Annotated in this window: 24 protein-coding genes; 12 read left to right on the forward strand and 12 right to left on the reverse strand. The window is 62.6% G+C overall.

All coding sequences use genetic code 11. From position 1 onward, the window contains the following. Nucleotides 1-148: 148 nt before the first annotated feature. The gene (locus H290_RS0106120; RefSeq protein ID WP_020105894.1) at nucleotides 149-1645 is read right to left on the reverse strand and encodes a YdiU family protein; all 1497 of its coding nucleotides are present in this window, start codon (nucleotides 1643-1645) and stop codon (nucleotides 149-151) included. A 79-nt stretch (nucleotides 1646-1724) separates the two neighbouring features. Continuing rightward, nucleotides 1725-2177, reverse strand: a complete 453-nt coding sequence (locus H290_RS0106125) for a DUF732 domain-containing protein (protein ID WP_020105895.1) — start codon at nucleotides 2175-2177, stop codon at nucleotides 1725-1727. 208 nt (nucleotides 2178-2385) lie between these two features. Here H290_RS0106125 and H290_RS0106130 point away from each other — a divergent pair, with 208 nt between their 5' ends. Both H290_RS0106130 and H290_RS0106135 read left to right on the forward strand, forming a co-directional pair. Then, nucleotides 2386-3126, forward strand: a complete 741-nt coding sequence (locus H290_RS0106130; protein WP_020105896.1) for a glucose 1-dehydrogenase — start codon at nucleotides 2386-2388, stop codon at nucleotides 3124-3126. Between the two features lie 50 nt (nucleotides 3127-3176). Beyond that, nucleotides 3177-4259: a diacylglycerol kinase gene (locus tag H290_RS0106135; RefSeq protein ID WP_020105897.1), complete on the forward strand. Its 1083-nt coding sequence runs from the start codon at nucleotides 3177-3179 to the stop codon at nucleotides 4257-4259. A gap of 82 nt (nucleotides 4260-4341) precedes the next feature. Here the strand turns inward: H290_RS0106135 and H290_RS27935 are convergent, their stop codons facing one another. Next, nucleotides 4342-4557, reverse strand: coding sequence for a hypothetical protein (locus tag H290_RS27935; protein ID WP_020105898.1), 216 nt, complete (start codon nucleotides 4555-4557; stop codon nucleotides 4342-4344). Nucleotides 4558-4883: 326 nt separating this feature from the next. Here H290_RS27935 and H290_RS0106145 point away from each other — a divergent pair, with 326 nt between their 5' ends. Beyond that, complete coding sequence (locus tag H290_RS0106145; protein WP_028462853.1) at nucleotides 4884-6089, forward strand: lipid-transfer protein; 1206 nt, start codon at nucleotides 4884-4886, stop codon at nucleotides 6087-6089. A 555-nt stretch (nucleotides 6090-6644) separates the two neighbouring features. Here the strand turns inward: H290_RS0106145 and H290_RS0106150 are convergent. Both H290_RS0106150 and H290_RS0106155 read right to left on the reverse strand, forming a co-directional pair. Then, nucleotides 6645-7064: a DUF427 domain-containing protein gene (locus H290_RS0106150; protein WP_020105900.1), complete on the reverse strand. Its 420-nt coding sequence runs from the start codon at nucleotides 7062-7064 to the stop codon at nucleotides 6645-6647. Nucleotides 7065-7141: 77 nt separating this feature from the next. After that, on the reverse strand, nucleotides 7142-7972 hold the full coding sequence (locus H290_RS0106155; protein WP_051121909.1) for an acyl-CoA thioesterase II: 831 nt from the start codon (nucleotides 7970-7972) through the stop codon (nucleotides 7142-7144). 325 nt (nucleotides 7973-8297) lie between these two features. Here H290_RS0106155 and H290_RS0106160 point away from each other — a divergent pair, with 325 nt between their 5' ends. The 5 genes from H290_RS0106160 (at nucleotide 8298) to H290_RS0106185 (ending at nucleotide 13831) form a co-directional block, all read left to right on the forward strand. Further along, complete coding sequence (locus H290_RS0106160) at nucleotides 8298-9146, forward strand: NAD(P)-dependent oxidoreductase (protein ID WP_020105902.1); 849 nt, start codon at nucleotides 8298-8300, stop codon at nucleotides 9144-9146. Between the two features lie 680 nt (nucleotides 9147-9826). Continuing rightward, nucleotides 9827-11032: a cytochrome P450 gene (locus tag H290_RS0106170; protein ID WP_020105904.1), complete on the forward strand. Its 1206-nt coding sequence runs from the start codon at nucleotides 9827-9829 to the stop codon at nucleotides 11030-11032. A gap of 145 nt (nucleotides 11033-11177) precedes the next feature. After that, nucleotides 11178-11858 (forward strand): PaaI family thioesterase, encoded by a 681-nt coding sequence (locus tag H290_RS0106175; protein ID WP_020105905.1) that lies wholly within the window; start codon nucleotides 11178-11180, stop codon nucleotides 11856-11858. Between the two features lie 84 nt (nucleotides 11859-11942). Then, a complete protein-coding gene (locus tag H290_RS0106180; protein ID WP_028462856.1) occupies nucleotides 11943-12653 on the forward strand; it encodes an SDR family oxidoreductase in 711 nt (236 codons plus the stop codon). Between the two features lie 353 nt (nucleotides 12654-13006). Then, nucleotides 13007-13831 (forward strand): mycofactocin-coupled SDR family oxidoreductase, encoded by an 825-nt coding sequence (locus H290_RS0106185; protein WP_020105907.1) that lies wholly within the window; start codon nucleotides 13007-13009, stop codon nucleotides 13829-13831. Here H290_RS0106185 and H290_RS0106190 read toward each other — a convergent pair. The 3 genes from H290_RS0106190 to H290_RS0106200 all read right to left on the reverse strand — a co-directional run bounded on the left by H290_RS0106190 (nucleotide 13828) and on the right by H290_RS0106200 (nucleotide 16345). Next, on the reverse strand, nucleotides 13828-14268 hold the full coding sequence (locus tag H290_RS0106190) for a YdeI/OmpD-associated family protein (RefSeq protein ID WP_020105908.1): 441 nt from the start codon (nucleotides 14266-14268) through the stop codon (nucleotides 13828-13830). The two genes, H290_RS0106185 and H290_RS0106190, sit on opposite strands and share 4 nt — an antisense overlap. 296 nt (nucleotides 14269-14564) lie before the next feature. Then, entirely contained in the window at nucleotides 14565-15506 is a 942-nt protein-coding gene (locus H290_RS0106195; RefSeq protein ID WP_028462857.1) for an aldo/keto reductase, read from the reverse strand. A 14-nt stretch (nucleotides 15507-15520) separates the two neighbouring features. Further along, a complete protein-coding gene (locus H290_RS0106200; protein ID WP_028462858.1) occupies nucleotides 15521-16345 on the reverse strand; it encodes a sugar phosphate isomerase/epimerase in 825 nt (274 codons plus the stop codon). Between the two features lie 161 nt (nucleotides 16346-16506). On the opposite strand from H290_RS0106200, the gene H290_RS0106205 reads away from it, so the two are divergent. Then, the gene (locus tag H290_RS0106205; RefSeq protein ID WP_020105911.1) at nucleotides 16507-16896 is read left to right on the forward strand and encodes a VOC family protein; all 390 of its coding nucleotides are present in this window, start codon (nucleotides 16507-16509) and stop codon (nucleotides 16894-16896) included. 28 nt (nucleotides 16897-16924) lie between these two features. Here the strand turns inward: H290_RS0106205 and H290_RS31920 are convergent, their stop codons facing one another. From H290_RS31920 to H290_RS27940, 3 genes are all read right to left on the reverse strand, one after another. Further along, a complete protein-coding gene (locus H290_RS31920; RefSeq protein ID WP_255327721.1) occupies nucleotides 16925-17053 on the reverse strand; it encodes a hypothetical protein in 129 nt (42 codons plus the stop codon). 72 nt (nucleotides 17054-17125) lie between these two features. Then, entirely contained in the window at nucleotides 17126-17581 is a 456-nt protein-coding gene (locus H290_RS0106215; RefSeq protein WP_020105913.1) for a nuclear transport factor 2 family protein, read from the reverse strand. Further along, on the reverse strand, nucleotides 17578-20367 hold the full coding sequence (locus H290_RS27940; protein ID WP_020105914.1) for a cation-translocating P-type ATPase: 2790 nt from the start codon (nucleotides 20365-20367) through the stop codon (nucleotides 17578-17580). The genes H290_RS0106215 and H290_RS27940 overlap by 4 nt, the downstream gene beginning before the upstream one ends. 258 nt (nucleotides 20368-20625) lie before the next feature. On the opposite strand from H290_RS27940, the gene H290_RS0106225 reads away from it, so the two are divergent. Then, a complete protein-coding gene (locus H290_RS0106225) occupies nucleotides 20626-21447 on the forward strand; it encodes an SHOCT domain-containing protein (RefSeq protein ID WP_020105915.1) in 822 nt (273 codons plus the stop codon). Between the two features lie 183 nt (nucleotides 21448-21630). On the opposite strand, the gene H290_RS0106230 is transcribed toward H290_RS0106225, so the two are convergent. Beyond that, complete coding sequence (locus H290_RS0106230; RefSeq protein ID WP_020105916.1) at nucleotides 21631-22362, reverse strand: GntR family transcriptional regulator; 732 nt, start codon at nucleotides 22360-22362, stop codon at nucleotides 21631-21633. A 292-nt stretch (nucleotides 22363-22654) separates the two neighbouring features. On the opposite strand from H290_RS0106230, the gene H290_RS0106235 reads away from it, so the two are divergent. Then, on the forward strand, nucleotides 22655-23728 hold the full coding sequence (locus tag H290_RS0106235) for an LLM class flavin-dependent oxidoreductase (protein ID WP_028462862.1): 1074 nt from the start codon (nucleotides 22655-22657) through the stop codon (nucleotides 23726-23728). 30 nt (nucleotides 23729-23758) lie between these two features. Next, nucleotides 23759-24376: a cysteine hydrolase family protein gene (locus H290_RS0106240; RefSeq protein WP_020105918.1), complete on the forward strand. Its 618-nt coding sequence runs from the start codon at nucleotides 23759-23761 to the stop codon at nucleotides 24374-24376. Nucleotides 24377-24420: the final 44 nt, after the last annotated feature.

The raw sequence follows: 24420 nt of genomic DNA on the forward strand, positions 1-24420 counted from the left end.
GTGGTGATCTGGCCCGACCCCAGTCCCTTGAGGGACTGGTGGTCAGCGGTCATGGCCGCAGCTGCATGAGCGGCCACCACCTGGGTGACCATGTTCCGTTTTCCGTCCCTGTGGTTTCGCACAGGTAGTCCTGGGCGCCACCAAAGCGTCAAGTGCCGCAGAAGGTTTGGAAGGTATCGCTGAACACCTTCGGAGCGGGTGTGGCGTAGTCGGACCATTCGTCGCGGCGATCGAAAGGATGTGTGACGACCTCGAGGAGCTTCTCGAACGGAGCGAGTTCGCCGTCGGTCGCGGCGCGCAAAGCGGCGTCGAGTTGATGATTGCGCGGGATGTACAGCGGATTGACGCCGTCCATCGTGTTCGCTGTCGCGGTTGCCTCGCGCCCATGCGTCGTCAGGGCGCCGCGCCAGCGTTCCAGCCAGGGACTGATCTGCTCGCGGGGTACAAGGCCGTCCAGAGGCGTGGGGTTTCCGCGTAGTTCGTCCGCGAGAGCACGGAAGGTGCCTGTCCAGTCGGTACCGTGTGCCTCCATCAGCGTCAGCAGGTCGTCTACCAGCGGTCGGTCGATCGGCTTGTCGGCCAAGCCGAGCTTTGCTGCCATGCCGGCGGCGTAGTGGCCGTGGTAGCGCTCGTCGAAGGTATTCAGGACTGCCGTCACCGCGGTGATTGCGTCGTCCGGTGTGGAATCGATGAGGGCCAGCAGTGTTTCGGCGAACCGAGCCAGATTCCATTTCAGGACAGCGGGCTGGTTTCCAAACGCATAGCGTCCGCCGCGGTCGATCGAACTGAACACCGCGGCCGGGTCGAACGCGTCGAGGAACGCGCACGGACCGTAATCGATGGTTTCACCCGAAATGGTTGTGTTGTCGGTGTTCATCACCCCGTGCACAAAACCGGTGAGCATCCATCGCGCCACCAGGGATGCCTGCGCCTCGACCACCGCCTCGAAGAACCTCAGGTAGCGATTCTCCGGCAATCCGGTCAGCTCCGGGTGATGACGGGCGATCGCGTAGTCGGCGAGGGTTTGCACGACCTCACCCTGTCGGACAGCGTATTCAAAGGTGCCAACCCGCAGGTGACTGGCCGCGACCCGGGCGAGTACGGCACCGGGCTCGGCGCCGGTACGGCGAACGTCCCGGCCCGTCGCGACCACCGACAGCGCGCGTGTGGTCGGTATGCCGAGCGCATACATCGCTTCGCTGACCAGGTATTCGCGCAGCATCGGGCCGACTACCGCGAACCCGTCACCACCACGCGAGAACGGTGTGGGCCCAGAGCCTTTCAGATGCAGATCCACGCGCTGGCCATCACTGTTTTCCAACTCGCCGAGCAGCAATGCCCGACCATCCCCGAGGAGCGGTGCATAGCCACCGAATTGATGGCCCGCGTATGCCATTGCCACGGGCTGGACCCCGGCCGGCGCCGTCGATCCGGACAGAACGCCGACCCCGTCCACGCTTCGGAGCGCTTCGACGTCCAACTGCAGCGTCGCGGCGAGCGGCTCGTTCAGGATGAGCAACGTGGGGTCGGGCGCCTCGGCACCCTGCCACGGCACCGTGAGGGTGCCCAGCTCGTCGGCGAACGTGCTCTCGAGACCGGCCAATACGTTGGTCGTGCCCACTTGCGAATCCGGGATTGCAGCCATCACACGAGGGTAGCGACAGGACAGCCGGCCGGGTCACTCACGACCAAGCCGGCTGTCTGTGCTTGTTAAACCTCTGAGGTCAGTTGACGGTGAGTTTTCCGACGTTCGTCGGGCAGTAGATCGGGACTGCGATGTTGATCAGGGTGCGGGCCTGGGCAGCTTCGAGGCCGGTGGTCTCGGCGATCTTGACCCGGGTGGCATCGAGGCTGGTGCCCGACGTCAGCTCGTCGCAGGCGGTACGGGCCGCGTCGATCTCTTCATCGTCGCTGCCGAAATCGGCGTCCTGAGCCTTGAGTGCTTCGGTGTAGGCGGTGTCCTGTGCGCTGCCCACTGCCTCCGAAGCACCGGCCGCGATGCTGCTGACTGCGGTCGAAGCGTTGTCCTGGATCTCGCTCGCGGCACTGGACGCGAGTTGTTCGGCACTGCTCAGGACCGGGTTTGTCGTGCTCGAATCGTCGGTGTCGTCGCTACCGCATGCCGTCGTCAACAGCAGGCAACCGACAAATGCAATAAGCGCCACGATGATTTTCATGGTGTCCTCGTTTTCGGTTGGTGGGTGTGCACGATGCAGGTTTGTCAATGATTACCGTCCTACAGCATCTAACCCGCTAGGCGCTCCGTACATCACCTGATCTGGATGAACTGAGCATCAACAATTCGCCGCGCACGAACCTGTTGTGGACACCAACCTCTACAGAAGTCTGGACACGTGTCCGGTCACCTGGGTAGCGTGTCACCTCATGGGACGCGTGGATGGAAAAGTTGCAATCATCAGTGGTGGCGCACAGGGGATGGGTGCCTCACATGCCCGGCTTCTTGTGGCTGAGGGTGCCAAGGTCGTCATCGGCGACATCTTGGACGACAAAGGCAAAGCGCTGGCGGACGAGCTGGGGGAGGCTGCTCGCTACGTCCACCTGGACGTGTCGCAGTTCGATCAGTGGCAGGCCGCAGTAGAGACCGCAGTGGGCGAGTTCGGGAAGCTGAACGTGCTGGTCAATAACGCCGGCATCGCCAACGGCAGTTCTATTCAGCAGTTCAAGCACGATAAGTGGCAGAAGATCATCGACGTCAACTTGACCGGAACCTTCTTCGGTATTCAGGCCTCGACGGAGCCGATGATCGCCGCCGGTGGTGGATCGATGATCAATGTGTCGTCGATCGAGGGCCTTCGCGGGGCGCCGTGGGCACACGGTTACGTGGCCACGAAATGGGCAGTGCGTGGACTGGCGAAGTCTGTGGCTCTGGAGTTGGCGCCGCACAACATCCGGGTCAACTCACTGCATCCGGGACTCATCCGCACGCCGATGACCGAGAAGTTCCCGGACGACGTGGTAACGATTCCTCTCGGTCGCCCCGGTAACTCCGAAGAGATTTCGACGTTTGTCCTGTTCCTGGCCAGCGACGAGTCGTCGTATGCAACCGGCACCGAGTTCGTCGTCGATGGCGGTCTCGTCACGGACGTCCCGCACAAATCCATGTAGTTTCGCGGGCATCCGAACTTGTCATCGCGCAACACTTTTGAGGAGACACTATGGCGATTCGCGTCGCCCTGATAGGTACTGGCAACGTCGGCCGGCTGGCGCTGACACAACTCATCACCAGCCCCGATTACGAGCTGACGGCCGTGGGTGTCTCGACGGAGTCGAAGATCGGCAAGGACGCCGGGGAGTTGGCCGGCCTCGATGTCACCACCGGGATCACGGCCGTGGGTGACATCGACGCGGTCCTGGCGACCAAGCCTGACTGTGTTGTGTACTGCGCGATGGGTGACACCCGCACGGGGCCGGCCACGAAGGACTGCCAGAAGATCCTCGAGGCCGGAATCGACGTGGTGGGTTCGGCGCCGGTGATTCTGCAGTATCCGTGGAAGCTGTTGCCGGACAAGTACATCGACCGTGTGGAAGCGTCGGCTCAGCAGGGGCAGGCCAGCATCTTCATCACCGGGGTCGACCCTGGTTTCGCCAACGACCTGATCCCGTTTGCCCTGGCCGGTACCTGCCAGCGCATCGAGCAGGTCCGTGTCATGGAGATCGCGGACTACGCCACCTACGATGGCGCGACCGTGATGTTCGACGTCATGGGTTTCGGCCGGCCGCTCGATGAGCTGCCGATCCTGTTTCAGCCCGGCGTGCTGGGACTCACCTGGGGCACGACGATCCGGCAGCTCGCTGCGGGTCTGGGCATCGAGGTCGACGAGATCACCGAGTCTTTCGAGCTGGAGCCGGCGCCCGAGGCGTTCGACGTCGCCGTCGGACGGATCGAGAAGGGGACCGTCGCCGCCATGCGCTTCGAGATCCACGGCAAGGTCGACGGCCACTCCGCGATCGTCGTCGAGCACGTCACCCGGTTGCGCGATGACCTTCGTCCCGATTGGGCGCGCCCTGCCCAGGCGGGTGGTTCGTACCGCGTCGAGATCACCGGTGAACCCAGCTACACCGTCGACATCTGCCCGACCAGCGAGAAGGGTGACCACAACCATGCCGCGATCGTCGCGGCGGCGGGACGCATCGTCAACGCCATCCCGGTGGTCTTGGATGCGGCGCCCGGAATCCGGACCACGCTCGATCTGCCCCTGGTGACCGGCCGCGGACTGTACGCAGGCTCGGTCGCCTGACGTCAGTCTGAGTCGCGACAGCGCGAAGACCCTGAACCGTAACGGTCAGGGTCTTCGCTGCGTGAGTTCGAAGAGGGTTCGGTCAGGCGACGACAGTGTCGATGTACCCGTCGTAGTTGGTGTCGTATTCCTCGACGTCGGTCCAGCCGTCGTAGTCGGTGTCGGTGAGGACGGTGTCGGTCCAGCCGTCGTAGTTGGTGTCGTACTCCTCGATGTCGGCCCAGCCGTCACCGTTGGTGTCGGTGAGGACTGTGTCGGTGTACCCGTCGTAGTTGGTGTCGTAGATTTCAACGCTCATGTGGGGATCCTTTGGTGTGGTGGAAGGCTGCATTCTCGGTGCTCGTAGATAGGAGCGAGCGCGACCATGGAATGTTCCACAGAAACTCGGACAAAATTCCCGTGCGCCCCCACAGCGTTCACAAAGACCAAACACCCCACCCCCAAAACCTTGCTACGCCTGCACTTTTCAGGTGGTATCGGAGAGCCGACTGCGCATCGGTTTCTGAGACCGTCAAAACCCGGCAACACACGTGCGCCGTCGGCTAGGTTGTTGGCACTTGCACATCACAGCGCCGACAAGTCGGGTCCGGGACCAGTCGCGCTCGACCGAAGGAACCAGCAACCATGAGTGGGAACAGGGTCTTTGTGATCGGCGTCGGGATGACGAAGTTCGAGAAGCCGGGCCGTCAAGAGGGCTGGGATTACCCCGCGATGGCCAAGGAGTCCGGAACGAAAGCCCTCGATGACGCCGGGATCACCTTCGATCAGATCGAGGAAGCCCACGTTGGCTACGTCTATGGGGACTCGACGTGTGGGCAACGGGCCATCTACGAACTCGGAATGACCGGGATCCCGATCACGAACGTCAACAACAACTGTTCCACCGGATCGACAGCGTTGTACCTGGCGGCGCAGTCGGTACGCGGCGGACTGGCCGATTGCGTGCTCGCGCTCGGATTCGAGAAGATGCAGCCCGGGTCGTTGGCGTCAGGCGGCTTCCAGGACCGGGAACAACCGCTCGGCCGCCACATCGCGGCCGAAGCGGAGTTGTTCGAGTTCGCGTTCCCGGCGGCGCCCTGGATGTTCGGCGCGGCCGGCCTCGAGCACATGCAGCGATACGGCACCACCGTCGAACACTTCGCGAAGATCGGTGAGAAGAACCACCGGCATTCGGTGAACAATCCGTACGCGCAATTCCAAGATGAGTACACCCTCGACGAGATCAGAGCGGCGAAGATGATCTATGCGCCGATCGAGTTGACCAGACTCCAATGTTCGCCCACCTCGGATGGCTCCGGTGCGGTGATCGTCGCCAGTGAGGCCTTCGTCGACAAACACGACCTGTCCGCGCAGGCCGTCGAGATCGTCGGACAGGCGATGGTCACCGACCTCGAGTCGACGTTCTCCGACAAGAGCGCAATCACCATAGTCGGCGCCGACATGACCCGGCACGCTGCGCGAAAAGTGTACGGCCAAGCCGACATCGGGCCGGAGGACATCGATGTGATCGAACTGCACGACTGCTTCTCGGTCAACGAACTCCTGACCTACGAGGCGCTCGGTCTGTGCGCCGACGGCGAGGGCGGCAAGCTCATCGACAACGGCGAAACGACCTACGGCGGACGCTGGGTCGTCAATCCGTCCGGTGGCCTGATCTCCAAAGGCCATCCCCTCGGAGCCACCGGCCTCGCCCAGGCCAGCGAACTGACCTGGCAACTACGCGGCACCGCTGACAAACGGCAGGTGGATGGCGCGAAAGTCGCACTGCAACACAACATCGGGCTCGGCGGAGCCGTCGTGGTCACCGCCTACCGCCCGGCCGAGCGCTGATCGGCCCTCCGTCGACCGTGCCGAAAACGCCGTCGACCGTGCCGAAATCGTAAGGGCAGTGGTGGTTTTGGCACGCTCGGCGGCAACAACGGCACGCTCGACGGTGATTGGGGCACGCTCGACGGTGGCTCGGTGGTGGCTCGGCGGTACCGTAGTGGTCACTGCCCACCGCTCGGCCGAGCGCTGATCGGCCCTCCGTCGACCGTGCCGAAAACGCCGTCGACCGTGCCGAAATCGTAAGGACAGTAGTGGGTTTGGCCCCCTCGACGGCAACTACGGCACGCTCGACGGTGACAAGGGCACGCTCGACGGTGGCTCGGTGGTGGCTCGGCGGTGCCGTAGTGGTCACCGCCTACCGCCCGGCCGAGCGCTGATCGGCCCTCCGTCGACCGTGCCGAAAACGCCGTCGACCGTGCCGAAATTGCAAGGGCAGTGGTGGTTTTGGCACGCTCGACGGTAACTACGGCACGCTCGGCGGTGACAAGGGCACGCTCGGTGGTGGCTCGGTGGTCCGTAGTGGTCACGGCCCACTGCTCGGCCGAGCGCTGATCGGACCTACTTGACGGACTCCGTCGGCGGGCGCCACGAGACGGCCGGATGTGCCTGTCCCAGTCGTACATCGACCGAATCCTGGTAGAAAGCAACGTATCCGCGGAGTCGGGCCACCTCGTCGAAAGGGGTCTCGTAGCTCCAACAGATCGCGGAGTCGCCATCTCCGTCGAAACGCCAATGTGTGGCTTCGCCTTTGAACGGACAGCGACTCTGCGTGTCGGGATCAGCGGTCAACTCGACGCGGATGTCGGTGCGCGGGAAGTAGAAGACCAGCCCGTGGTCCTGCTCGTCGACGAGGAGCGAACGGGACGTCTGCGCGAGTAGTCGCCCGTCGAATGATGCTGTCACCACATTTCGGCGGGGGTAGATGTCCACCCGATAGTCAGGTCTGTCCGCGAAGGCACTGGTGTTCTGCGATGTCATTCGGGTGGCTCCTAGCGAGGGAATGTCGGGGCAACATCGCCGATCAGCGGCAAGACCGGCACGTCTCTATGCGTGGTTCACAATCGTTTTGCCGATGGAATGCTCGAGTCGGCAGACCGGATCGGCCGGATGATCGCCTCCTGGGTGAACGAGGCCAACAACTCGCCGGTTTCGGTGTGGATCTGGCCGCGCACGTAGGTCATACCGGCACCGACCTGCGTGCTCTCATGCGAATAGAGAATCCACCCGTCCCATGCCACCGGCTCGTGAAAGCCGATGGTCACAGTCATGACTCCAGTGGATACGGTCTGATGGGCCTGGCTCGCACCGATCCCGGCGTGAGCCCGCATCGTCGTGGCCACCGACAGGTGACCGGTGAAATGCGACAGCAGTGCCTTCGCCAGATCGTCGCGGTCCGGGATCGGGTCGTACTTCAGCCACGCGTACAACTCGGGCGGCCCCACCTCGTCGGGGCTGTTGACATCGACGACGTCGACCAGCCGGACTTCGCGTCCGATCAGCGGCATGTCACGCACGTTGGACTCGGCGGGCGAGGCCACGTCCGGGAGCGGAGCGGAGTGCCGGATCAGGTCTTCGGTCGGCACATCGGCGAGCACCGACACCATCGCGCAGCGCCGACCTCCCTGACAGACCGCCACGTTGGCGCTGGCCATCGATCGGCCCTCATGGATCACGTCCACCTCGAACTCGACCGGAATCGTCGCATCGACGGCGCGGGTGAAGACCGCCCGCGCCGACCTGATCGACTTGCCGGGAAAACGCTTGGCGGTTGCCACGATCGCCTGGGCGAGCAATTGGGTACCGTCGGCCACCTGACGCGCCCCGCCGTCACTGGTGCCGGTGAACCGGTCAGGACCGGCCTCCGCGACATCGAAGATGTCGAGCATCCGTTCGACGGACGACTCGGCGAAGTCGGTCGTGGATTCCGTGGGTGCCACTGTTTTGGTCCTAACCTGCGATCTGGATCGAGCGGAAGCTGCGATCGAAATAACGTAACAGACCAGTTCACTCGCATTGTGCGGGTACAACTTCTGGCGCTGGATCATTGCTGCGTTGGAAGTCCAGGTGAACGACGCATTCCCGAGTGGCTGGTCGCGACCAGGACTGAATTTCGGTGAGTTACCCTCAAAACCGATGACCGACCGATAGGTTGGTGTGCTCTGTCGAAGACAATGGCGCGCAAGGAAATTAGAGTCTCGAAAGGTCGCACGAATGCCGAACAGCAGTCTTGAGTCGCTGGGTTCCACCAGCTTCGCGAACCGTACCGTCGTGATGTCGGGCGGAAGCCGCGGTATCGGGTTGGCGATAGCACGGGCTCTGGCCGAACGCGGCGCCAACATCGTCTTGCTGGCGAAGACGGACACCCCTGACCCCCGGCTGCCCGGAACCATCCACACGGCGGTCGCGGAGATCGAGAGTGTCGGTGGAAAGGCCGTCGGTGTCATCGGGGACCTGCGGAATGCCGACGACATCGCGCGGGCAGTCGACACTGCAGTAGAGACGTTCGGTGGCGTGGACATCTGCGTCAACAATGCGAGTGTTCTCAACCAGTCGAAAACGGCCGACCTGCCGCTCAAGCGGTTTGACCTGATGCAGGGTGTCAATGTGCGCGGAACGTTCGCGCTCACCCAGGCGTGCTTGCCGCATCTCGAGAAGTCGCCTGCAGCACAGGTTTTGACACTCTCTCCGCCGTTGAACATGGCGCCGGAGTGGCTCGGTAAGTTTCCCGGTTACATGCTCGCGAAGTACGGGATGACGCTGCTGGCCCTGGGTTTTGCCGCCGAATTCGCCGAGCAGGGGATCGCCAGCAACTGCCTGTGGCCTGAAACCACCATCGCGACTGCTGCGGTGCAGAACCTGCTCGGTGGTGAAGAGGGGACGATTCACGCGCGCGATCCACAGATCATGGCGGATGCTGCCGCATTGGTGCTGTCTCGGCCGACGTCGGAGACCGGACAATGTCTCATCGACTCGGCAGTGCTCACCGATGCCGGCGTCGCCGACCTGTCGATCTACGGCGGCCAGGATCCGCTGGATTACGACTTCTTCATCGACGTTTAGACACCACTGACGCAAACGCTCCACACATTCGAAGGCGCCTCAGCTCGCCAGTGATTGTGTGGAGCGTTTTGCTCATTCCGCCGGCCAACTGTTTCGGCCCGGCGGCGGGCTCCACTCATGCGGTCGGGGAGGTCGAAGGCACCTGCGATGGTCTCGTCGGAGCCGGCCGCAGTGTCAGATGCCGCCGCTCCCCGCCGCAACGTCAGAATTATTTCGACGACCTCCGTTCGGCGGCCAAGTCGTACGAGACAGACTGAAACCGTTGCGAATCAAACTCTTTGAAACGGTCGTCCACAACGTCGGCAAGGATGCCGCGAACTGCTACGGCAAGACCGGCAAGTTTCTTCCCGGCGCGGCGACAACTGATCGGGCAACGCCTCACGATTCTGACCTGCGGCGAAAGCGTGGCCGATCTTTGCCGGCGGTGAGTCGTCGCCATCTGCGTCTGGCACCTGGGGCGAGCGATCAACGAAATCAAGCGCACCGCCGCTGATGGGTGCGCACTCCTTCCCGGGTCGAAATTTCGACTCGATTCCGACACTTCAAACGCCGGGCAAAACTCGGCCGGAATGATATACAGTAACTCTTACAGTAGATTCGCCGTGGTGCTGTTGCCCAAGCGGTTGCGACCGTGAGGACACCGTGCGCGATTCATGGACCGCCAGCGCAGGAGAGTGTGTATGACCATCGCGGAGTTGGAGTTTGATCCGTTCTCGCAGGAGTTCTTTGATGGCGCGTATGACCTGTACGCGCGGATGCGCGAGGAGGCTCCGGTCTACTACAGCGAGAAGTATGACTTCTACGCACTGAGCCGGTACACAGACGTGGCGGCGGCCTATCGCGACTTCTCCACCTACTCGTCAGCGCGGGGGATCGACCTCGCCACGGTTCGACGCGGCGAGGTGCCGCCCCACAGGTCCATCATCGTGATGGATCCCCCTGAGCATCGCCACGTCCGGGGGATCGTCTCGAAGGTGTTCACCCCCCGTGCCATCGCAGAGTTGCGGCCGATGGCCAGCGACCAGATAGACCGCTTCCTGAGCGCTGTCGATCCGGCCGGATTTGATCTCGTACAAGACTTTTCGGCCCTGTTCCCGATAGAAATCATCTCGCGGATGCTCGGCGTGCCGGAAGCTGAACGCACCCAGGTCCGGCTCTGGACCGATGAATTGCTGCATCGCGAGGTCGGGCAGATCGAGATGTCAGAAGTCGGGTTCAACGCGGTCGTGGAAATCTCGCGGTACTACTACGCACTCGCCAAGGCGCGGCGCGCAGATCCGCAAGACGACATGATCAGCCGCCTGGTCCAGGCCGAGATCGAGCGTGACGACGATCAGCCACCGACGTTGAGCAACATGGAGATCGCGATGTTCGCGGCGTTGCTCGGCGGTGCGGGTGCCGAGACGGTTGCAAAATTGATCGGCGGCGCCGGTGTTGCCTTCGCGCGGTTCCCGGATCAGTGGGAAAAGCTGCAGCAGGATCGGAGCAAGATCCCGGATGCGGTCGAGGAACTGCTGCGTTACGAATCGCCCAATCAGTACAACGTCCGATACTCGATGAAGGATGTGAGGCTTCACGGCGTGACCATCCCGGCAGGTAAACCGGTCTTTCTCTTGCTCGGATCGGCAAACCGTGATCCCGAGGCATTCCCCGACGCCCACGTACTCGACATCGACCGCGATCGATCCCAGGTGCCGAGTCTTGCATTCGGCTACGGCATACACAGTTGCCTCGGAGCAGCACTGGCCCGGCTCGAAAGTTCCATCGCACTCAATCGGCTCCTTGATTTCATGCCGCGGTTCGAGGTCGATCTGGATCGGTGTACTCGCGTCACGATGCAGAATGTCGCGGGCTACAACAATGTTCCCGTCCGGGTGCTGAGGTGATGGCTCCTCAACGACCTCTCTTGTAACCGCGAGCACCACTGTGGCAGAGTCAAAGTAAAATAAGATGACTTAGTTGCCTATGAGAGGTCGTTGTGCACCGAGATTGCGGCGTTCGGCATGCGATCCATACCGAACCATCGTCGGTATGACTCAGACTGCCGGCCGAAGTCCGCGTAGTGAAGACCCTGCCCTCGGACTCGCTATCGCTGAACCTGCACCGCTGCCCCAGGTCGAATGGTGGACCGTACCGGTCGAGTCGGGTGGCGCGAACGACGACGGATACGGGGAGATGGTTGCTCGTCTGCGTCGATTTCTGAACACGGTGACTGCAGCCCGACCGGATTCCGCGACAGTCGCAGCGCTGACCGCGGACCTCGCGGCCTGGGACGAACGACTGGCCCCCACTGCGGTCTCGGAGCGCAACCAGTTCTTCGGGCGCCGTCCTGACCTACCCGGTCGCGGGCAGACGATGTCGCCGGTGTTTGTGGTCACCGAAGCGGACCGGAAGACCGTGCGAGGCACGGTCACGTTCGGGAGGTACTTCCTTGGCGGGAACGGAGCGGTGCATGGCGGTGCCATTCCGCTCTTCTTCGATGAGGTGCTGGGCCGGCTGTCGGTGACTGCCGGCCGCACTCGAGCTCGTACGGCGTACTTGCACACGAACTTTCGTTCGATCACGCCCGTCGGCATCGAGCTGGACGTTCAGGCGTGGTTTGTCAGCGAGGTCGGCCGTAAGCGAGTACTGCGCGCCGAGCTTCGTCACGCGGACCTGCTCTGTGCCGAGGCCGAGGGCTTGTTCGTCACCCTTAAACCAGGTCAGCCGTGATAGGCCTTTCGGCTCTGTTCACTGGTCGCCGCCGTCCGGATGAGGCCAAGTAACACCCTGCAGCACATCACAAATGGAGGATCGTTGAAGATCAAGAACTCGGTGGCATTGGTGACCGGATCCAATCGTGGCATGGGGCGCCACTTCGTCGAGCAGTTGCTGGAACGTGGGGTCACGAAGGTGTACGCGGCGGCGCGTGACGTCACCGGTATCTCAGTCGAAGGTGTGGAAGTGGTCCCGCTCGATATCACCGAGCCCGCCGATGTAGTCGCCGCGGCAGCACGCGCCGGAGACGTCTCGCTGCTGATCAACAACGCCGGCTTTTCGGCGAATCAGAATTTCATCACCGGCGATCTGGACGAAATCCGCCGGGAGATGGAGACGAACTACTTTGGCACACTTGCGATGTGCCGGGCATTCGCCCCGATTCTGGCAGCCAATGGCGGAGGCGCCATCCTGAACGTCTTGTCGGTGGTCTCGTGGATCTCGGCGGACGGAGCGAATGGTTACGCCGCGTCCAAAGCGGCGGCGTGGAGCCTGACAAATGGCATTCGGCTGGAACTGGCCGCCCAGGGGACCCTGGTCACGGGTCTTCATCTGTCGGTGACCGACACGGATATGGCCGCCGGTATCGACATGCCGAAGAACGATCCGGCTGAAGTCGTCCGGTCCGGACTCGACGGTCTGGAACGGGGTGACCTCGAGGTCCTTGCCGATGAACGTACGGTCGCCGTCAAGTCGTATCTGGCGAGTGCTCCGGCAGCGCTATATCCGCAGCTGGGGGCGGTGCGATAGCGGGCCGCCCGTCGTAGTACCCGGGGTGAAGTTGATCCATCCGATCCGGCTGCGTCATCGCGCTTCCAATTGACGACGTGTCTTGCGGTGAGCACGTGTCGTGGCCCGATGACTGTGCCGGATGCATCAGATGTTGTCGGTGAAACCGTAGGTTCGATCATGACGCCACGTCGCGTTTACTTCGCTACCCGAATCCGGCGAACGCCGATCCGGTTGTCCTAGGTAGGCACACCCATCGGGCCGACGCGAGCACGGGCACTGATCCATTCCCTTCGGATGTCTCTTGGGCTAGGGTTTGGAATACTTCAATTGATTGAAGCAAAGGTCAATTTTCTCCGACAGCGAGGCCGGATATGAGTGATGGAACGGGCCGGGTTGCCGGCAAGGTTGCAGTGATAACAGGGGCTGCTCGAGGTCAAGGTCGGGCGCATGCTGTTCGGCTGGCACAGGAGGGTGCAGACATCATCGCGATCGACATCTGCTCGACCCTTCCCAGCGTGACCTACGACTCCGCGACACCCGAGGACCTCGCCGAAACCGCACGTCTGGTGGAGAAGCACGGACGCCGGATCGTCACCGCGCAGGTCGACATCCGCGACCGCGCGAAACTGCAGGCCGCGGTCGACACCGGCGTTGCCGAACTCGGCCGTCTCGACATCATCATTGCCAACGCGGCGATTTCGCCGATCGCACCGTGGGACGAGATCACGTCCGAGGTCTTCGATGACACGATGTCGATCAATGTCGCCGGTACCTGGAACACGGTGATGGCAGGGGCCAAGTACCTCGTCGAGGCGGGTGGCGGATCGATCATCCTCGTCAGCTCTGCTGCCGGCATCAAAGTGCAGCCGTACATGGTCTCGTACACAACCAGCAAGTTCGCCGTGCGTGGCATGGCCAAGGCCTTCGCCGTCGAACTCGCCAAAGACCATATTCGGGTGAACAGTCTCCACCCAACCGGCGTCGCAACCCCGATGGGCACCGGGGACGTCCACGCACGGATCGAGCGCGCGGTCGCCGGAAATCCCAGGCCCGCACAAATGTTCACCAATATGCTGCCCGTGGACTACACACAGCCCGAAGATGTTGCCGAGACCGTGCTGTTCCTCGCCAGCGACGAGTCCAAGTACATCACCGCGCACGAGATCGCGCCTGACGCGGGGATCACCGAATTCTAGGTTCGCGTTCGTAATTCGGCGACGAGCGCCTCGATGCGCCGTACCCGCGTCTCCGGCTTCTTTGCGTTCTCGATCATGCGTACGTGCTGCTTCTTCTGGCTCGGGGTCAGTCGGTCGTAGGCGGCACGTACGGGCGGGTCGGCGACCAGGGCGGCGACGAGGTCCTCGGGCTCGACGACCGTGATGGGTTCGTTGTCCAACTCCACCGTCACCTCGACCTCGTCGCCGATCGTGGATCCGGAGGCGATCCGGTTCGCGTTGCTGAGGCCGATCAGGTGACGGCCCCGCATGATCGCGATCCGGGTGCTCCAGGTGTGGCCGTTGATCGTGACCGTCACCCGGGGTCGCTTCCCGCCCGACAGCGACTCGACGACGTCGGGCGGTACCTCAAGCCCTCTCATCGGCTCGGGTGGCTCGACGACGGTACGGAACTTCATCGTTCAACTCCTTGCTCGGTTGGGTAGCGTGAAATACACGCTCTACCAATGGTGTTGACCCGCTCCGAAAAGCCCCGCACCTACCGTCGAGCGTGCCCTCGTTGCCGTCGAGCGTGCCCTTGTTTCCGTTGAGCGTGCCGTAGTTGCCGTCGAGCGTGCCCTTGTTGCCGTCGGCTGTGTTCTTGTTCAAAATAATTGCGCCACAAGGGCACAGTCAACGGTTGTTTCGGCACGGTCGGCGGCTACCAGGGCACGCTCAACGGGTTGCGTTGGCGTGCAGATCGGTTCGACGGAGTCTACTTTTTGTCGTACGACGAGATGCTGTTGAGCCGATCTAGTTCGAATGCAGACAATTCCAGATCGACAGAGGCGAGAAGTGCGCCGAGTTGTTCCGGGACCCTGGCGCTGGCGAGGGGCGCGACGATCGTGGGTTGTTGCCTCGTCCACGCAAGAGCGACGGTCGCGATCGCGACCCGATGTTCTTGTGCGATGGTGTCGAGTTCGGCGACCACCGCGAGTCCCTCGGCGCTGAAGAACCGGCCGGCGAATGGCCCGCGCTCGGCCCCTTCGAGGTCTGCTTCGGTTCGGTACTTACCGGTGAGAAACCCACTGGCCAATACCCAGTACGGGAACACTGCGAGGTCGAACTTCTGGGCGAGGGGCCGAACGCCTGCTTCGAAGTTCTGTCGCGCCACCAAACTGTAATTGGGCTGCAGTGCAATAGGTTTCGCGAATCCGTTGTCGTCACACACGGTCAGCCACTCGGCGATCCGATCGGCCGAGTAGTTCGAGATACCGACATGTCGGACCTTCCCGGACTGGACCAGGGCATCAAACGCCGCGACGGTCTCGACCAGCGGTGTCTTTGCGTCGTCGTAGTGCGCGTAGTAGATGTCGATGTAGTCGGTGTTCAGCCGCGCCAGGGAGGCTTCCGCGGCCCGGGCAACGTTGTCTGGGGCCAGGCCAAAGGTGTCCGCCCGCAGTCCGACCTTGGTCGCCAGGACAATGTCGTCGCGCCGCTCACGCTTCTGAAACCACTGTCCGAGAATTGTTTCCGAATCACCGTCGGTCTTGTCCGGCATGGTGTAGCTGTCCGAGGTGTCGACGAAATTTCCACCGGCGGAGACGTAGCTGTCGAGCACCGCGAAAGACGTTGCCGGGTCGCTGGTCCAGCCGAAGGTGTTGCCGCCCAACAGCAGTGGGTAGACATCGAGATCCGAGGTGCCGATACGGGTCATGTGTGTGGTCTCCATCAGTTGACGTTGTCGATCTGTGCGAGCAGATCTCGGGTTGCTTGTACGGCGTTACCGAGCTGGGTCGAGAGTGGTACACCGGCCTGCATCGCCGAACGAACGGGCACCTCGAGGCCGATGACGAGATCGCGGGGCAGCACAGCGAGGATGTCGCGCAGCGGCAATTCGCCGGTTCCCGGAATCCTCCGCTCGAACATGGACTCCGCCATGTAGTCGTCGATGACCGGGATCAGCGGCGCGTCACTGACCTGGATGTATCCGATGACATTCGGATCGACGCCGGCGAGGTCATCGGCACTGGACCCGGACCGAACGAGGTGCATGGTGTCAATGAGAATCCGGAAGTCCGATCTGCCAACAGCTTTGACCACATACAAGGCTGTGTCCAGATCGCCGATGGTGGTCCCTGGACTGATCTCGACCGTGGTCTCGATACCGCGCTCGGCGGCCATCTCGGCCAGGATGCCGAATTGGTCGATACTGCGGCTCAGGTCTGGATCGAGCGAGACGGTGTTGACGCGGGTGACCCCGAGTTCTTCCATGATCGCCAGATCGGCGGATTTATCGCGGATGTCCATACCGCCACGAACCGACATACCTTCGCCGAGGGCGATGCTCACCCCTCGATCGCGCATGGCGGCAACCATCTCCTTACGCAGCGCGGGGTCGTCGCGCAGTGAAAACGGGGGATAAAAGGGTGGGTCGTACGGGAATGACGTCAAACCCGAGGAGATATGGCCGCAGCCGAGATCTGCCGCCAGTTCAACGTGTTCGACGGGCGGTAGCCCGAAGACACTGAGCATCTCTATTCCCAGTCGCTCCATTGCCTTCTCACTTTCGATGAGCCCAGCTGAACCGCACGACTGGCCGGCACTGCGCGTGCAAGAATGATGTTCTGAATTGCCAGAATATCATTGTCGACTGTGAAAATGTTGCTCTTGCGTCGCTCAATCGGGGCCGCGCGAGCCAAGGATTGGAGCACCTGATGTTGGATCGGATCGAGGTCGGGCTCGTCAGCGCCGACGACGCCGTGGTGAACTTCTATGCCACCGTTTTTGAGATGGAAAAGCTAGAAGTCACCGAAGCAGGTTCGGGAACCGTGCACCGACTCCGGGCGGGCGGCACGGTGCTCAAGGTAATGGTGCCCAAGCAGCCACCGGCAGTGGCCGAACCGTCCGGGTCGTTCCTCGCTGCAACCGGGTTGCGATACCTGTCGTTCTACGTTGCAGACGGACTCGACGAGCTCGTCGAACGGGGTGTCGCCGCGGGTGGGCGGCTGCAGATGGGTCCAATCGACATCGGTCCCGGAAAACGGCTTGCCATCTTCGCCGATCCCGACGGCAACACCTTAGAACTGGTCGAAGGACCGAGCTAACCGCGCGCTCGTTGGTACTGCTCGGCGGTCAGAAATCCAAGCCGACTCCGCCGTCGAGCGGGCCGAACGGGCCGCCGACCGTGCTCTCGTTGCCCCCGACCGTGCTCTTGTTCAACTGGCTGCGCCACAACGGCACGGTCGACGGTCGGTAGGGCACGGTCGACGGTAACGACGGCACGGTCGACGGTCGGTAGGGCACGCTCGGCGGTCGGTAGGGCACGCTCGACGGTCAGGAGGGCACGGTCGACGGGCCGGATCGCAGGTGGTCGGAGGTATCGCCGGTGAAGTCGAGTAGTGAGTAGTCACGTGAGGCAAATGTCCAGCCGTCGCCGGCCCGGACGACGGTGTCGTGGTGGCGGCCCGACGCGATGATGTCGATCCGCCCGTCGCGCGGTTGCAGCACGGTGTAACACGACCGCACCCGCGCCCGGTCGGGGCCGTCGAATTCGATGATCGGGTTGGTGATCAGGTGCCGAGTTCTGGGGGTGCCGTCCGCATGAAGGATCACCATCGTGCGAAACATCTGTTCGACATGGGCCGCGCCGTGGCCGACAACGGTCTCTCCGATCAAGATGTCGGCATCGGTGAAAAGCGCTGCCACGGCGCCGAAGTCACCTGAATCGACCAGTTCTGCGTACCGGTGGAGCAGTGCGCAGATGGCGTGTTCGTCGCGGCAGTCGGTCATCGCGCGGCGGTTGGCTGAAGTGTTCCTTGCCGGGCACGGCGGCGTTGGCGGAATCGGATCACTGCCTTGACGATCTCTTCGATCCACAACACGGACGACCCGATTGCCACGGCGACCAGCCATTGGTCGGAGGTCAGCGCGGTGGTATCGAACAGGTCCTGCAGGAAAGCGACGTGCACGACGGCGATCTGCAGCATGATCACCGCACCGAGCGAAACCCAGATGGCCTTGTTGGTGAACGACTGCGGTGAGAACACCGAGCGCGTGTCGGATCGGACGTTGAGCAGGTTGAAGACCTGATAGGACACGAATGTCGTGAACGCGAGGGTGGTGACAAAGAGCGGGTCGTCCGCGCTGTCGGGGAACATATCGTCAGCGAACGCGAGAACGGCGATGGTGCCGGTGGCCATCACGATGCCGAACGTGAGAATACGGCGGATCCGGTTGCGGGTGAGCAACTGCTCGCCCGGTGGGCGTGGTTTCTCGGTCATCACGGACGATTCGGTCGGGTCGACGCCAAGCGCCAGAGCCGGCGGGCCGTCCATGATGATGTTCACCCACAGGATTTGCAGCGCGGTAAATGGCGCCCCACCGGCGAGGTCGAAGACCCCGGCGCTGAGGAAGACGAGGACGAAGCCCCACGCGGTGGTGAGCTGGAACTTCACGAACTTGATGATGTTTGCGTAGATCCCGCGGCCCTCGCGAACGGCGGCGACGATTGTGCTGAAGTTGTCATCGGTCAGAATGATGTTGGCCGCGCCTTTGGAGACGTCAGTTCCGGTGATGCCCATGGCAATTCCGATGTCGGCCTGCTTCAGCGCGGGCGCGTCGTTGACACCGTCGCCGGTCATGGCCACCACACTGCCGTTGGACTGCAACGCCTTGACCATTCGGATTTTGTGTTCCGGCGCGACCCGGGCCAGGACACCGAAGTCGCGGGCCCGTGCCGCGAGTTCGTCCTCGTCGAGGGCATCCAGCGCGGAACCGGAGGCGGCGTCGCCGGTGATACCCAGGTTGCGCGCAATCGCGGTCGCGGTGGTCAGATGGTCGCCAGTGAGCATATGCACTTTGATGCCCGCGGCGTGCGCGATCTCGATTGCCGCAGCGGCCTCCGGGCGTGGTGGGTCGACGATGCCGACCAACGCGTAGAGGGTGAGGTGGTCGACCTGGTCGAACAACGCGGCGGAGTCGTCCGGCACGGTGTTGCCGATCTCGCGCCCGGCGATCATCAACGTCCGCAGGCCTTCGGCCGCCAGCTCGTCGATACGAGCTTGAATCCGTTCGTGATCTGCGGCCTCGAGTGGCCGTACCCCGTGTTCGGCGAGCACCGACCCGGCTCGCTCCAGCAGAACATCCGGCGCACCCTTCACACAGCAGCGGTAGGTGGGGCCCGCGCTCTCATCGATATCGCGATGGAAGGTCGCCATGAACTTGTAGTCGGAGTCGAACGGTACCTCCGCGACCCGGGGGAGCGCCTCGCGCGTGCCGTCGACGTCGATGCCACCCTTTTCCGCAAGAACCACCAGCGCACCCTCAGTGGGATCTCCGACCAGAGTGCCCTCGTGGATGGAGGAGTCGTTGCACAACGCCATCGCGGTGAGCGCATCGGTCAAGTCGGGCAACGGGAGTCCGTCGCCGATGAGGATCTCCCCGGTGGTTGCGTAGCCCTCGCCGCTGACCCGGAAGCCGCGCCCGACGATGTGCAGTCGACGCACCGTCATCTGGTTGAGAGTCAGGGTCCCCGTCTTGTCGGTGGCGATGTCGGCGGTGCTGCCCAGGGTTTCCACCGCGGACAGCTGTTTGACGATCGCGCCGCGTTGCGCCAGCCGCGACGCACCCATGGCCAGCGTGAATGCCACTACCGCCGGCAGACCCTCGGGAATGGTGGCAACCGCAAGCGACACCGCGGTGAGGAGCAGGTCGGTCCATGAATCGCCGTTGATCAGCCCCATCGCGAAGACCAGGGTCACGACGACCAGGGCGATGATGGTCAACGTCTGCGCCAGCCGATCGATGCGACGTTGCAGCGGGGTCTTGTCGCCGCCCGCCTCCCCGAGCAGCGTTGCGATGGCACCGATCTCGGTGTCCATGCCGGTGCCGGTCACCACGATCGCGGCTCGTCCCCGGGTCAGCGCGGTGTTCATGTAGAGCATGTTCGTGCGGTCTGCCAGGGGGAGGCTCGCGTCATCGAGTGTGTCGACGAACTTTTCCACCGGCTGCGACTCACCGGTCAATGCCGATTCGGCCACCTGGACGTTCGCCGCCTCGACGATCCTGCCGTCGGCGGGGACCGAGTCACCGGCCTCGAGCAGCACCACGTCACCGGGCACGAGTTGCGAGCGGGCAACTTCCTGGAGTCGGCCATCGCGGCGCACCCGCGAATTCGCGACCGCCATGTCGCGCAATGCCTGGAGACTGTTCTCGGCGCGCGCTTCCTGCACGTAGTTCAGCACGGTGTTGAAGATGATCACCGCCAAGATCACAACCGGTGTCTCCCACTCGTGGGACACGAGGGCGCTGACCGCCGCGGCAATCATCAACACGATCGTCATCTGGTCGGTGAGCTGGCGCGCTATCTTCTTCCAGCCCGGGTCTTTTGCGGCCTCAGTGAGCAGATTGGGTCCGTGTTTGCCGAGTCGATCCGCGGCCGAGGTCGCCGTCAGCCCGGTGGCGGGGTCGACACCGAACGCGGTTTCGACATCGGTGGTCGAGCGGGTGAACCACGTATCCCGTTGGTCGGGGGACCTTTCGGCTACGCGGGCTGACTGGGTGATGCCAGAATCCATGCGCGAACTCCCTCGGTGTCGCAATGGTCGGTCGATCGCACTCGCGCTCACATCGTACGAAGAATGTGCGCTTCGCTCACGTTGTTCGATGCTTTCGCCAGTTCGAGGACAGGTTGCGTCCACCTCCGATGGCGTCAACTCTCCATCGGAGGGCGGAAGCACTACCGTAGGCACAAGCCGGGCGATTTCTGCGAGCGTCGATTTACGGTTGTTTTGTGTAGGCTCACGACGTATCCAGACGACGAAAGATTCACGATTATGAGGGCAAACCTCACCCCTGAAGCCGAAAGCGCCATCGCCGACATCGCGCAGCGTTATTCCCTCTCCCAGGACGCGGTGCTTTCCATGCTGTTCGCCGTCAACAACGGTGGCGGCACGATGGCCCAGTTCTCCATTCCCGAACTCGGTGGGTCCGGACAATGGATGCGGGGCGGCATGACGATGGTCGGCAACATGTTCGACAATGGACTCAAGTCGCGGGTGAACGGACTGTGCGGCGAACTGTCGCAACTTCTCGCAACCACCACGGTCTTTCCTCGCACGACGGTCGATTCCTCGGGAGGGTTCACCTCAAACAACTGGTGGCCCTCCGACCTCGGCATTCCGAGCTCGTCCGGGGGACAGAACGACGCCCGGTACGCCATCTTTCCGAACACTCGGCGGCTGGCGATCCAAGCAAATGGCGTCACAAGGATTTTCGATACCGGAGAGCACAATATCGGTGGCGTCCAACAGCAACAGGGCGGCGCGTACGGCACGGTGAGCTTCACGAGCCAGTTCGGGACCTTCGACGTGTCGAGCCTGCAAGAACTCGGGACGCAACAGGTAGCCGACACTCCCGTCGCCGCACCTGCGCCCGAGATGTCGAACACGGCACCGTCCTACGCTCCTGATGCGCAGAACGGGTACGAGTCGGCACCGACTTTCACGCCGCAGGATCAGTCGCCCACGTCCGGCCAGTCCGGTGACCCCAACGCGATTGTCGCCGCGATCGAGTCCCTCGCCGGGCTGCACCAGCGTGGCATCCTCTCCGACGAGGAGTTCACCACGAAGAAAGCCGAACTCCTCGGCCGGCTCTGAGGCGGACACCATCTGCCTCGACAGGGTCGTGCGGGTACACCAAAGACACGTTCGCACAACCCTTTTGGGCGATCGCACCTGATGGGTTCGTGGTGGTCCGAACGGGTGCTGTTCGCCTCATCGCTTCCGAACTCAACGAACGAATGGATACTGCAGTGCCGGAGCGCTATTCGCGTTTTGTGGCTATCCGGCCAGATCTCGATCGCCCGTCCCTTCACGAATGACGCGGATGGTTCCGACGATGTGTCTTTCCATTTCTTCACGAGCGCGTTGTTGATCACCGTCGCGGATTGCGTCGGTGATGGCGCGGTGGTCGTGTTGGCGGTCGGCGAGAGCGTTGGAAAGCGGATTCGCGACACCGGCGGTATTGATCAGGAAATCTGACAGGTCCCACATGCGCTGGGATGTCTCCGCCATGATTCGGGAGTGGGCCATGCGGTGGATGACTGCGTGGAACTCTCGGTTCTCGAGTCGGTAGCCGTGAGCACGGACGACGGGATCGGTTGCAACGATGAGACCGTCGACATGCGCAGACACCGCGTCGAGGTCACGTAGCTGCGCATCGGTCCGACGAAGAGCTGCAACGCCCGCGATGGTTCCTTCAAATCCGCCGAAGAGCGTGAAGAAGTCTTCGACTTCCTGCTTGCTGTACGACACCACCTGAATGCCGACCTGGGGAACGATGTCGATCAGTTTGTCGCTCGACAGGCGCCGCAATGCATCCATGACGGGTTGTTTGCTGACACCGAACTCCTGGCGGACCGTTTCGACAACGATCTTTTCCCCAGAGTGGTAGCGCCCCTCGAGAAGGCGGCTCTTCAGGGTGTCGTACAGCGCGGAGGACAGGCGAGCGCCGGTGAGGCGGACGCTGGCCAGCGCCGCTGCCGCGTCCACAGCAGGATCGGGCGTGGTCATGGCGTAACGCTATCGAATAGTTCGCTGAATCGCGGGAGGTGCGTTGACGATCTTGACGTGCTGGTCGGTGTCGTACCGATCATTCGATTCCCTCTCTGCACGATTCCACTGCAACTACTTGCATTCTAGTACTTGTGGTCTGCATCACTGTAAGTTAACGTGGACTGGAACGCTAGCATTCCAGTTCGATCTGGTCGAGAGTTCGGCCGGTGCGGGGCGGAGATAGGCCTGGCGTTTCCGATCTCGATCGATACGTCGCGCGGGCGACGGTTCAGCAAGGAGAAATCAGCTCATGGAGTTCAGCATCGGTACGTGCGCAAAAATTGACCAGGTTTCCATGGTCAAGCAGGCAGAAGACCTCGGCGTCAGCCACTTCGGCGTAGGAGAAGGTCCTCTGCTCTTCAGCGATCCGTACCAGTTCCTGGCCCTGGCGGCTCGCGAGACCAGCACCATCAAGCTCGGCACGATGGTCACCAACCCGCTCACGCGGATCGCTCCGGTGACTGCGAACTCGATGGCCACCCTCAACGCCCTGGCGCCCGGTCGCACCTATCTCGGCATCGGCACGGCGAACAATGCGCTGCGTTCGATGGGCAATAGCCCGGCGAAGATCTCCGAACTGATGCACGCCATCGAGGTCTCGAAGGAACTGATGGCCGGCCGCCGCACAACACATACCTGGCGCGGGCAGACCACCGAGGTGGAGTTTCTCGACAAGGAAAGCGGTTACTACAACGTCACGGACAACATTCCGATCTGGGTCGCGGCCGGTGGACCCCGCGGTTTGGCCGAGGCGGTGAAGTATGCCGACGCCATTGTCTACTGCCTCGGACCGAACACGGACATGATCAAACTGATCCGCAGTCGCTTGGACAAGGCGGTTGCCGACGTCGGCCGTGCGCCGGGCTCGGTCAAGTTGGTGTCGCTGTCGTGGTTCTACCAGCTCGAGAACGGCGAAACCTGGGAAGACGGTGTCACCAACGGATTTGGCTCCGGACCGATCAGCTCGTGCATCACCAACGCCGGCCTGATGGACCAGCACCGCGACATCCTCGGCGACCAGATTGTCGATGCGTCGATCACCGCCGCCCAGCAATACCTGGGCGATCCCACTGCCGCAGACCAACCGCACTATCTCGACACCTGGGCAAAGTACCTGCGCGGCCTCGACCCCAGGCACCGGCCAATCATCACCAAAGAACTGGTCGACTACTGGTGCCTGTACGGATCGCCGGCCGAACTGCGCGAAAAGACGGCTCTCATGCGGGAATCCGGTGTCGACATCACCCAGGTCTTCCTGTCGAATCCCTTCACCGCCCAACGGGACATCGACAACATCGGCCATTCGATCCTTGCTCACGCCTGAGCAATCGTCACTGAATCAAGGAGCTTCACAATGGAACTCGATCCCCGCACCACCGCGCTCATCGTCGTGCACTGTCAGGGCGATGTCGTCGGCCCCGACGGCGCCTTTTCCGATTTCTTCTACAACCAGGTCGTCGAGCGTGACGTCGTGGCGCGCATCGGTCAACTCGCCGACGAGGTACGACGGGCCGGTGCGCACGTCTTCTACACGCGAGTGGCCTTCAAACCCGACCTGTCCGACCTCCAGGTGAACTCGCCGATTCTCGGCATTGTGGAGCAATCCGGTTGCCTCCAGGAGGGCAACCCACTGACGGAAATCATCGAGCCGCTTGCCCCGCAATCCGACGACGTGGTGATCACCCACCAGCGGGTCGGCGGGTTTGAAGGCAGCATATTGGACCAGGCATTGCATAGCCGCGGAGTCACCACGGTGGTCTTCGCCGGTGTCGCCACCAACTTTTCGGTCGAGGGAACCGCACGCGTTGCGAGTGACCTCGGCTACCGAACCGTCGTCGTGGACGACGCGTGCTCGGCGGCATCACCCGAAACCCATTCGGCCAGCATCCAATCGCTGAGCCTGCTCGCCGATATCACCTCGGTCGACGAAGTGACGCAAGCTCTTTCGGTCGGCGCGGGTGGCGTCTCCTAGCGATGCACTCGCACCCAACCTGTCGTCCAGAGAATCAAGGAGCC

This window comes from Nocardia sp. 348MFTsu5.1 (assembly GCF_000383535.1).
GTDB lineage: Bacteria > Actinomycetota > Actinomycetes > Mycobacteriales > Mycobacteriaceae > Williamsia > Williamsia faeni.

Bases quoted from the DNA above. Each gene is read 5' to 3' on its own strand.
- H290_RS0106120 (WP_020105894.1), bottom strand. From the start codon at position 1,645: ATGGCTGCAATCCCGGATTCGCAAGTGGGCACGACCAACGTATTGGCC.
- H290_RS0106125 (WP_020105895.1), bottom strand. From the start codon at position 2,177: ATGAAAATCATCGTGGCGCTTATTGCATTTGTCGGTTGCCTGCTGTTG.
- H290_RS0106130 (WP_020105896.1), top strand. From the start codon at position 2,386: ATGGGACGCGTGGATGGAAAAGTTGCAATCATCAGTGGTGGCGCACAG.
- H290_RS0106135 (WP_020105897.1), top strand. From the start codon at position 3,177: ATGGCGATTCGCGTCGCCCTGATAGGTACTGGCAACGTCGGCCGGCTG.
- H290_RS27935 (WP_020105898.1), bottom strand. From the start codon at position 4,557: ATGAGCGTTGAAATCTACGACACCAACTACGACGGGTACACCGACACA.
- H290_RS0106145 (WP_028462853.1), top strand. From the start codon at position 4,884: ATGAGTGGGAACAGGGTCTTTGTGATCGGCGTCGGGATGACGAAGTTC.
- H290_RS0106150 (WP_020105900.1), bottom strand. From the start codon at position 7,064: ATGACATCGCAGAACACCAGTGCCTTCGCGGACAGACCTGACTATCGG.
- H290_RS0106155 (WP_051121909.1), bottom strand. From the start codon at position 7,972: ATGCTCGACATCTTCGATGTCGCGGAGGCCGGTCCTGACCGGTTCACC.
- H290_RS0106160 (WP_020105902.1), top strand. From the start codon at position 8,298: ATGCCGAACAGCAGTCTTGAGTCGCTGGGTTCCACCAGCTTCGCGAAC.
- H290_RS0106170 (WP_020105904.1), top strand. From the start codon at position 9,827: ATGACCATCGCGGAGTTGGAGTTTGATCCGTTCTCGCAGGAGTTCTTT.
- H290_RS0106175 (WP_020105905.1), top strand. From the start codon at position 11,178: ATGACTCAGACTGCCGGCCGAAGTCCGCGTAGTGAAGACCCTGCCCTC.
- H290_RS0106185 (WP_020105907.1), top strand. From the start codon at position 13,007: ATGAGTGATGGAACGGGCCGGGTTGCCGGCAAGGTTGCAGTGATAACA.
- H290_RS0106190 (WP_020105908.1), bottom strand. From the start codon at position 14,268: ATGAAGTTCCGTACCGTCGTCGAGCCACCCGAGCCGATGAGAGGGCTT.
- H290_RS0106195 (WP_028462857.1), bottom strand. From the start codon at position 15,506: ATGACCCGTATCGGCACCTCGGATCTCGATGTCTACCCACTGCTGTTG.
- H290_RS0106200 (WP_028462858.1), bottom strand. From the start codon at position 16,345: ATGGAGCGACTGGGAATAGAGATGCTCAGTGTCTTCGGGCTACCGCCC.
- H290_RS0106205 (WP_020105911.1), top strand. From the start codon at position 16,507: ATGTTGGATCGGATCGAGGTCGGGCTCGTCAGCGCCGACGACGCCGTG.
- H290_RS0106215 (WP_020105913.1), bottom strand. From the start codon at position 17,581: ATGACCGACTGCCGCGACGAACACGCCATCTGCGCACTGCTCCACCGG.
- H290_RS27940 (WP_020105914.1), bottom strand. From the start codon at position 20,367: ATGGATTCTGGCATCACCCAGTCAGCCCGCGTAGCCGAAAGGTCCCCC.
- H290_RS0106225 (WP_020105915.1), top strand. From the start codon at position 20,626: ATGAGGGCAAACCTCACCCCTGAAGCCGAAAGCGCCATCGCCGACATC.
- H290_RS0106230 (WP_020105916.1), bottom strand. From the start codon at position 22,362: ATGACCACGCCCGATCCTGCTGTGGACGCGGCAGCGGCGCTGGCCAGC.
- H290_RS0106235 (WP_028462862.1), top strand. From the start codon at position 22,655: ATGGAGTTCAGCATCGGTACGTGCGCAAAAATTGACCAGGTTTCCATG.
- H290_RS0106240 (WP_020105918.1), top strand. From the start codon at position 23,759: ATGGAACTCGATCCCCGCACCACCGCGCTCATCGTCGTGCACTGTCAG.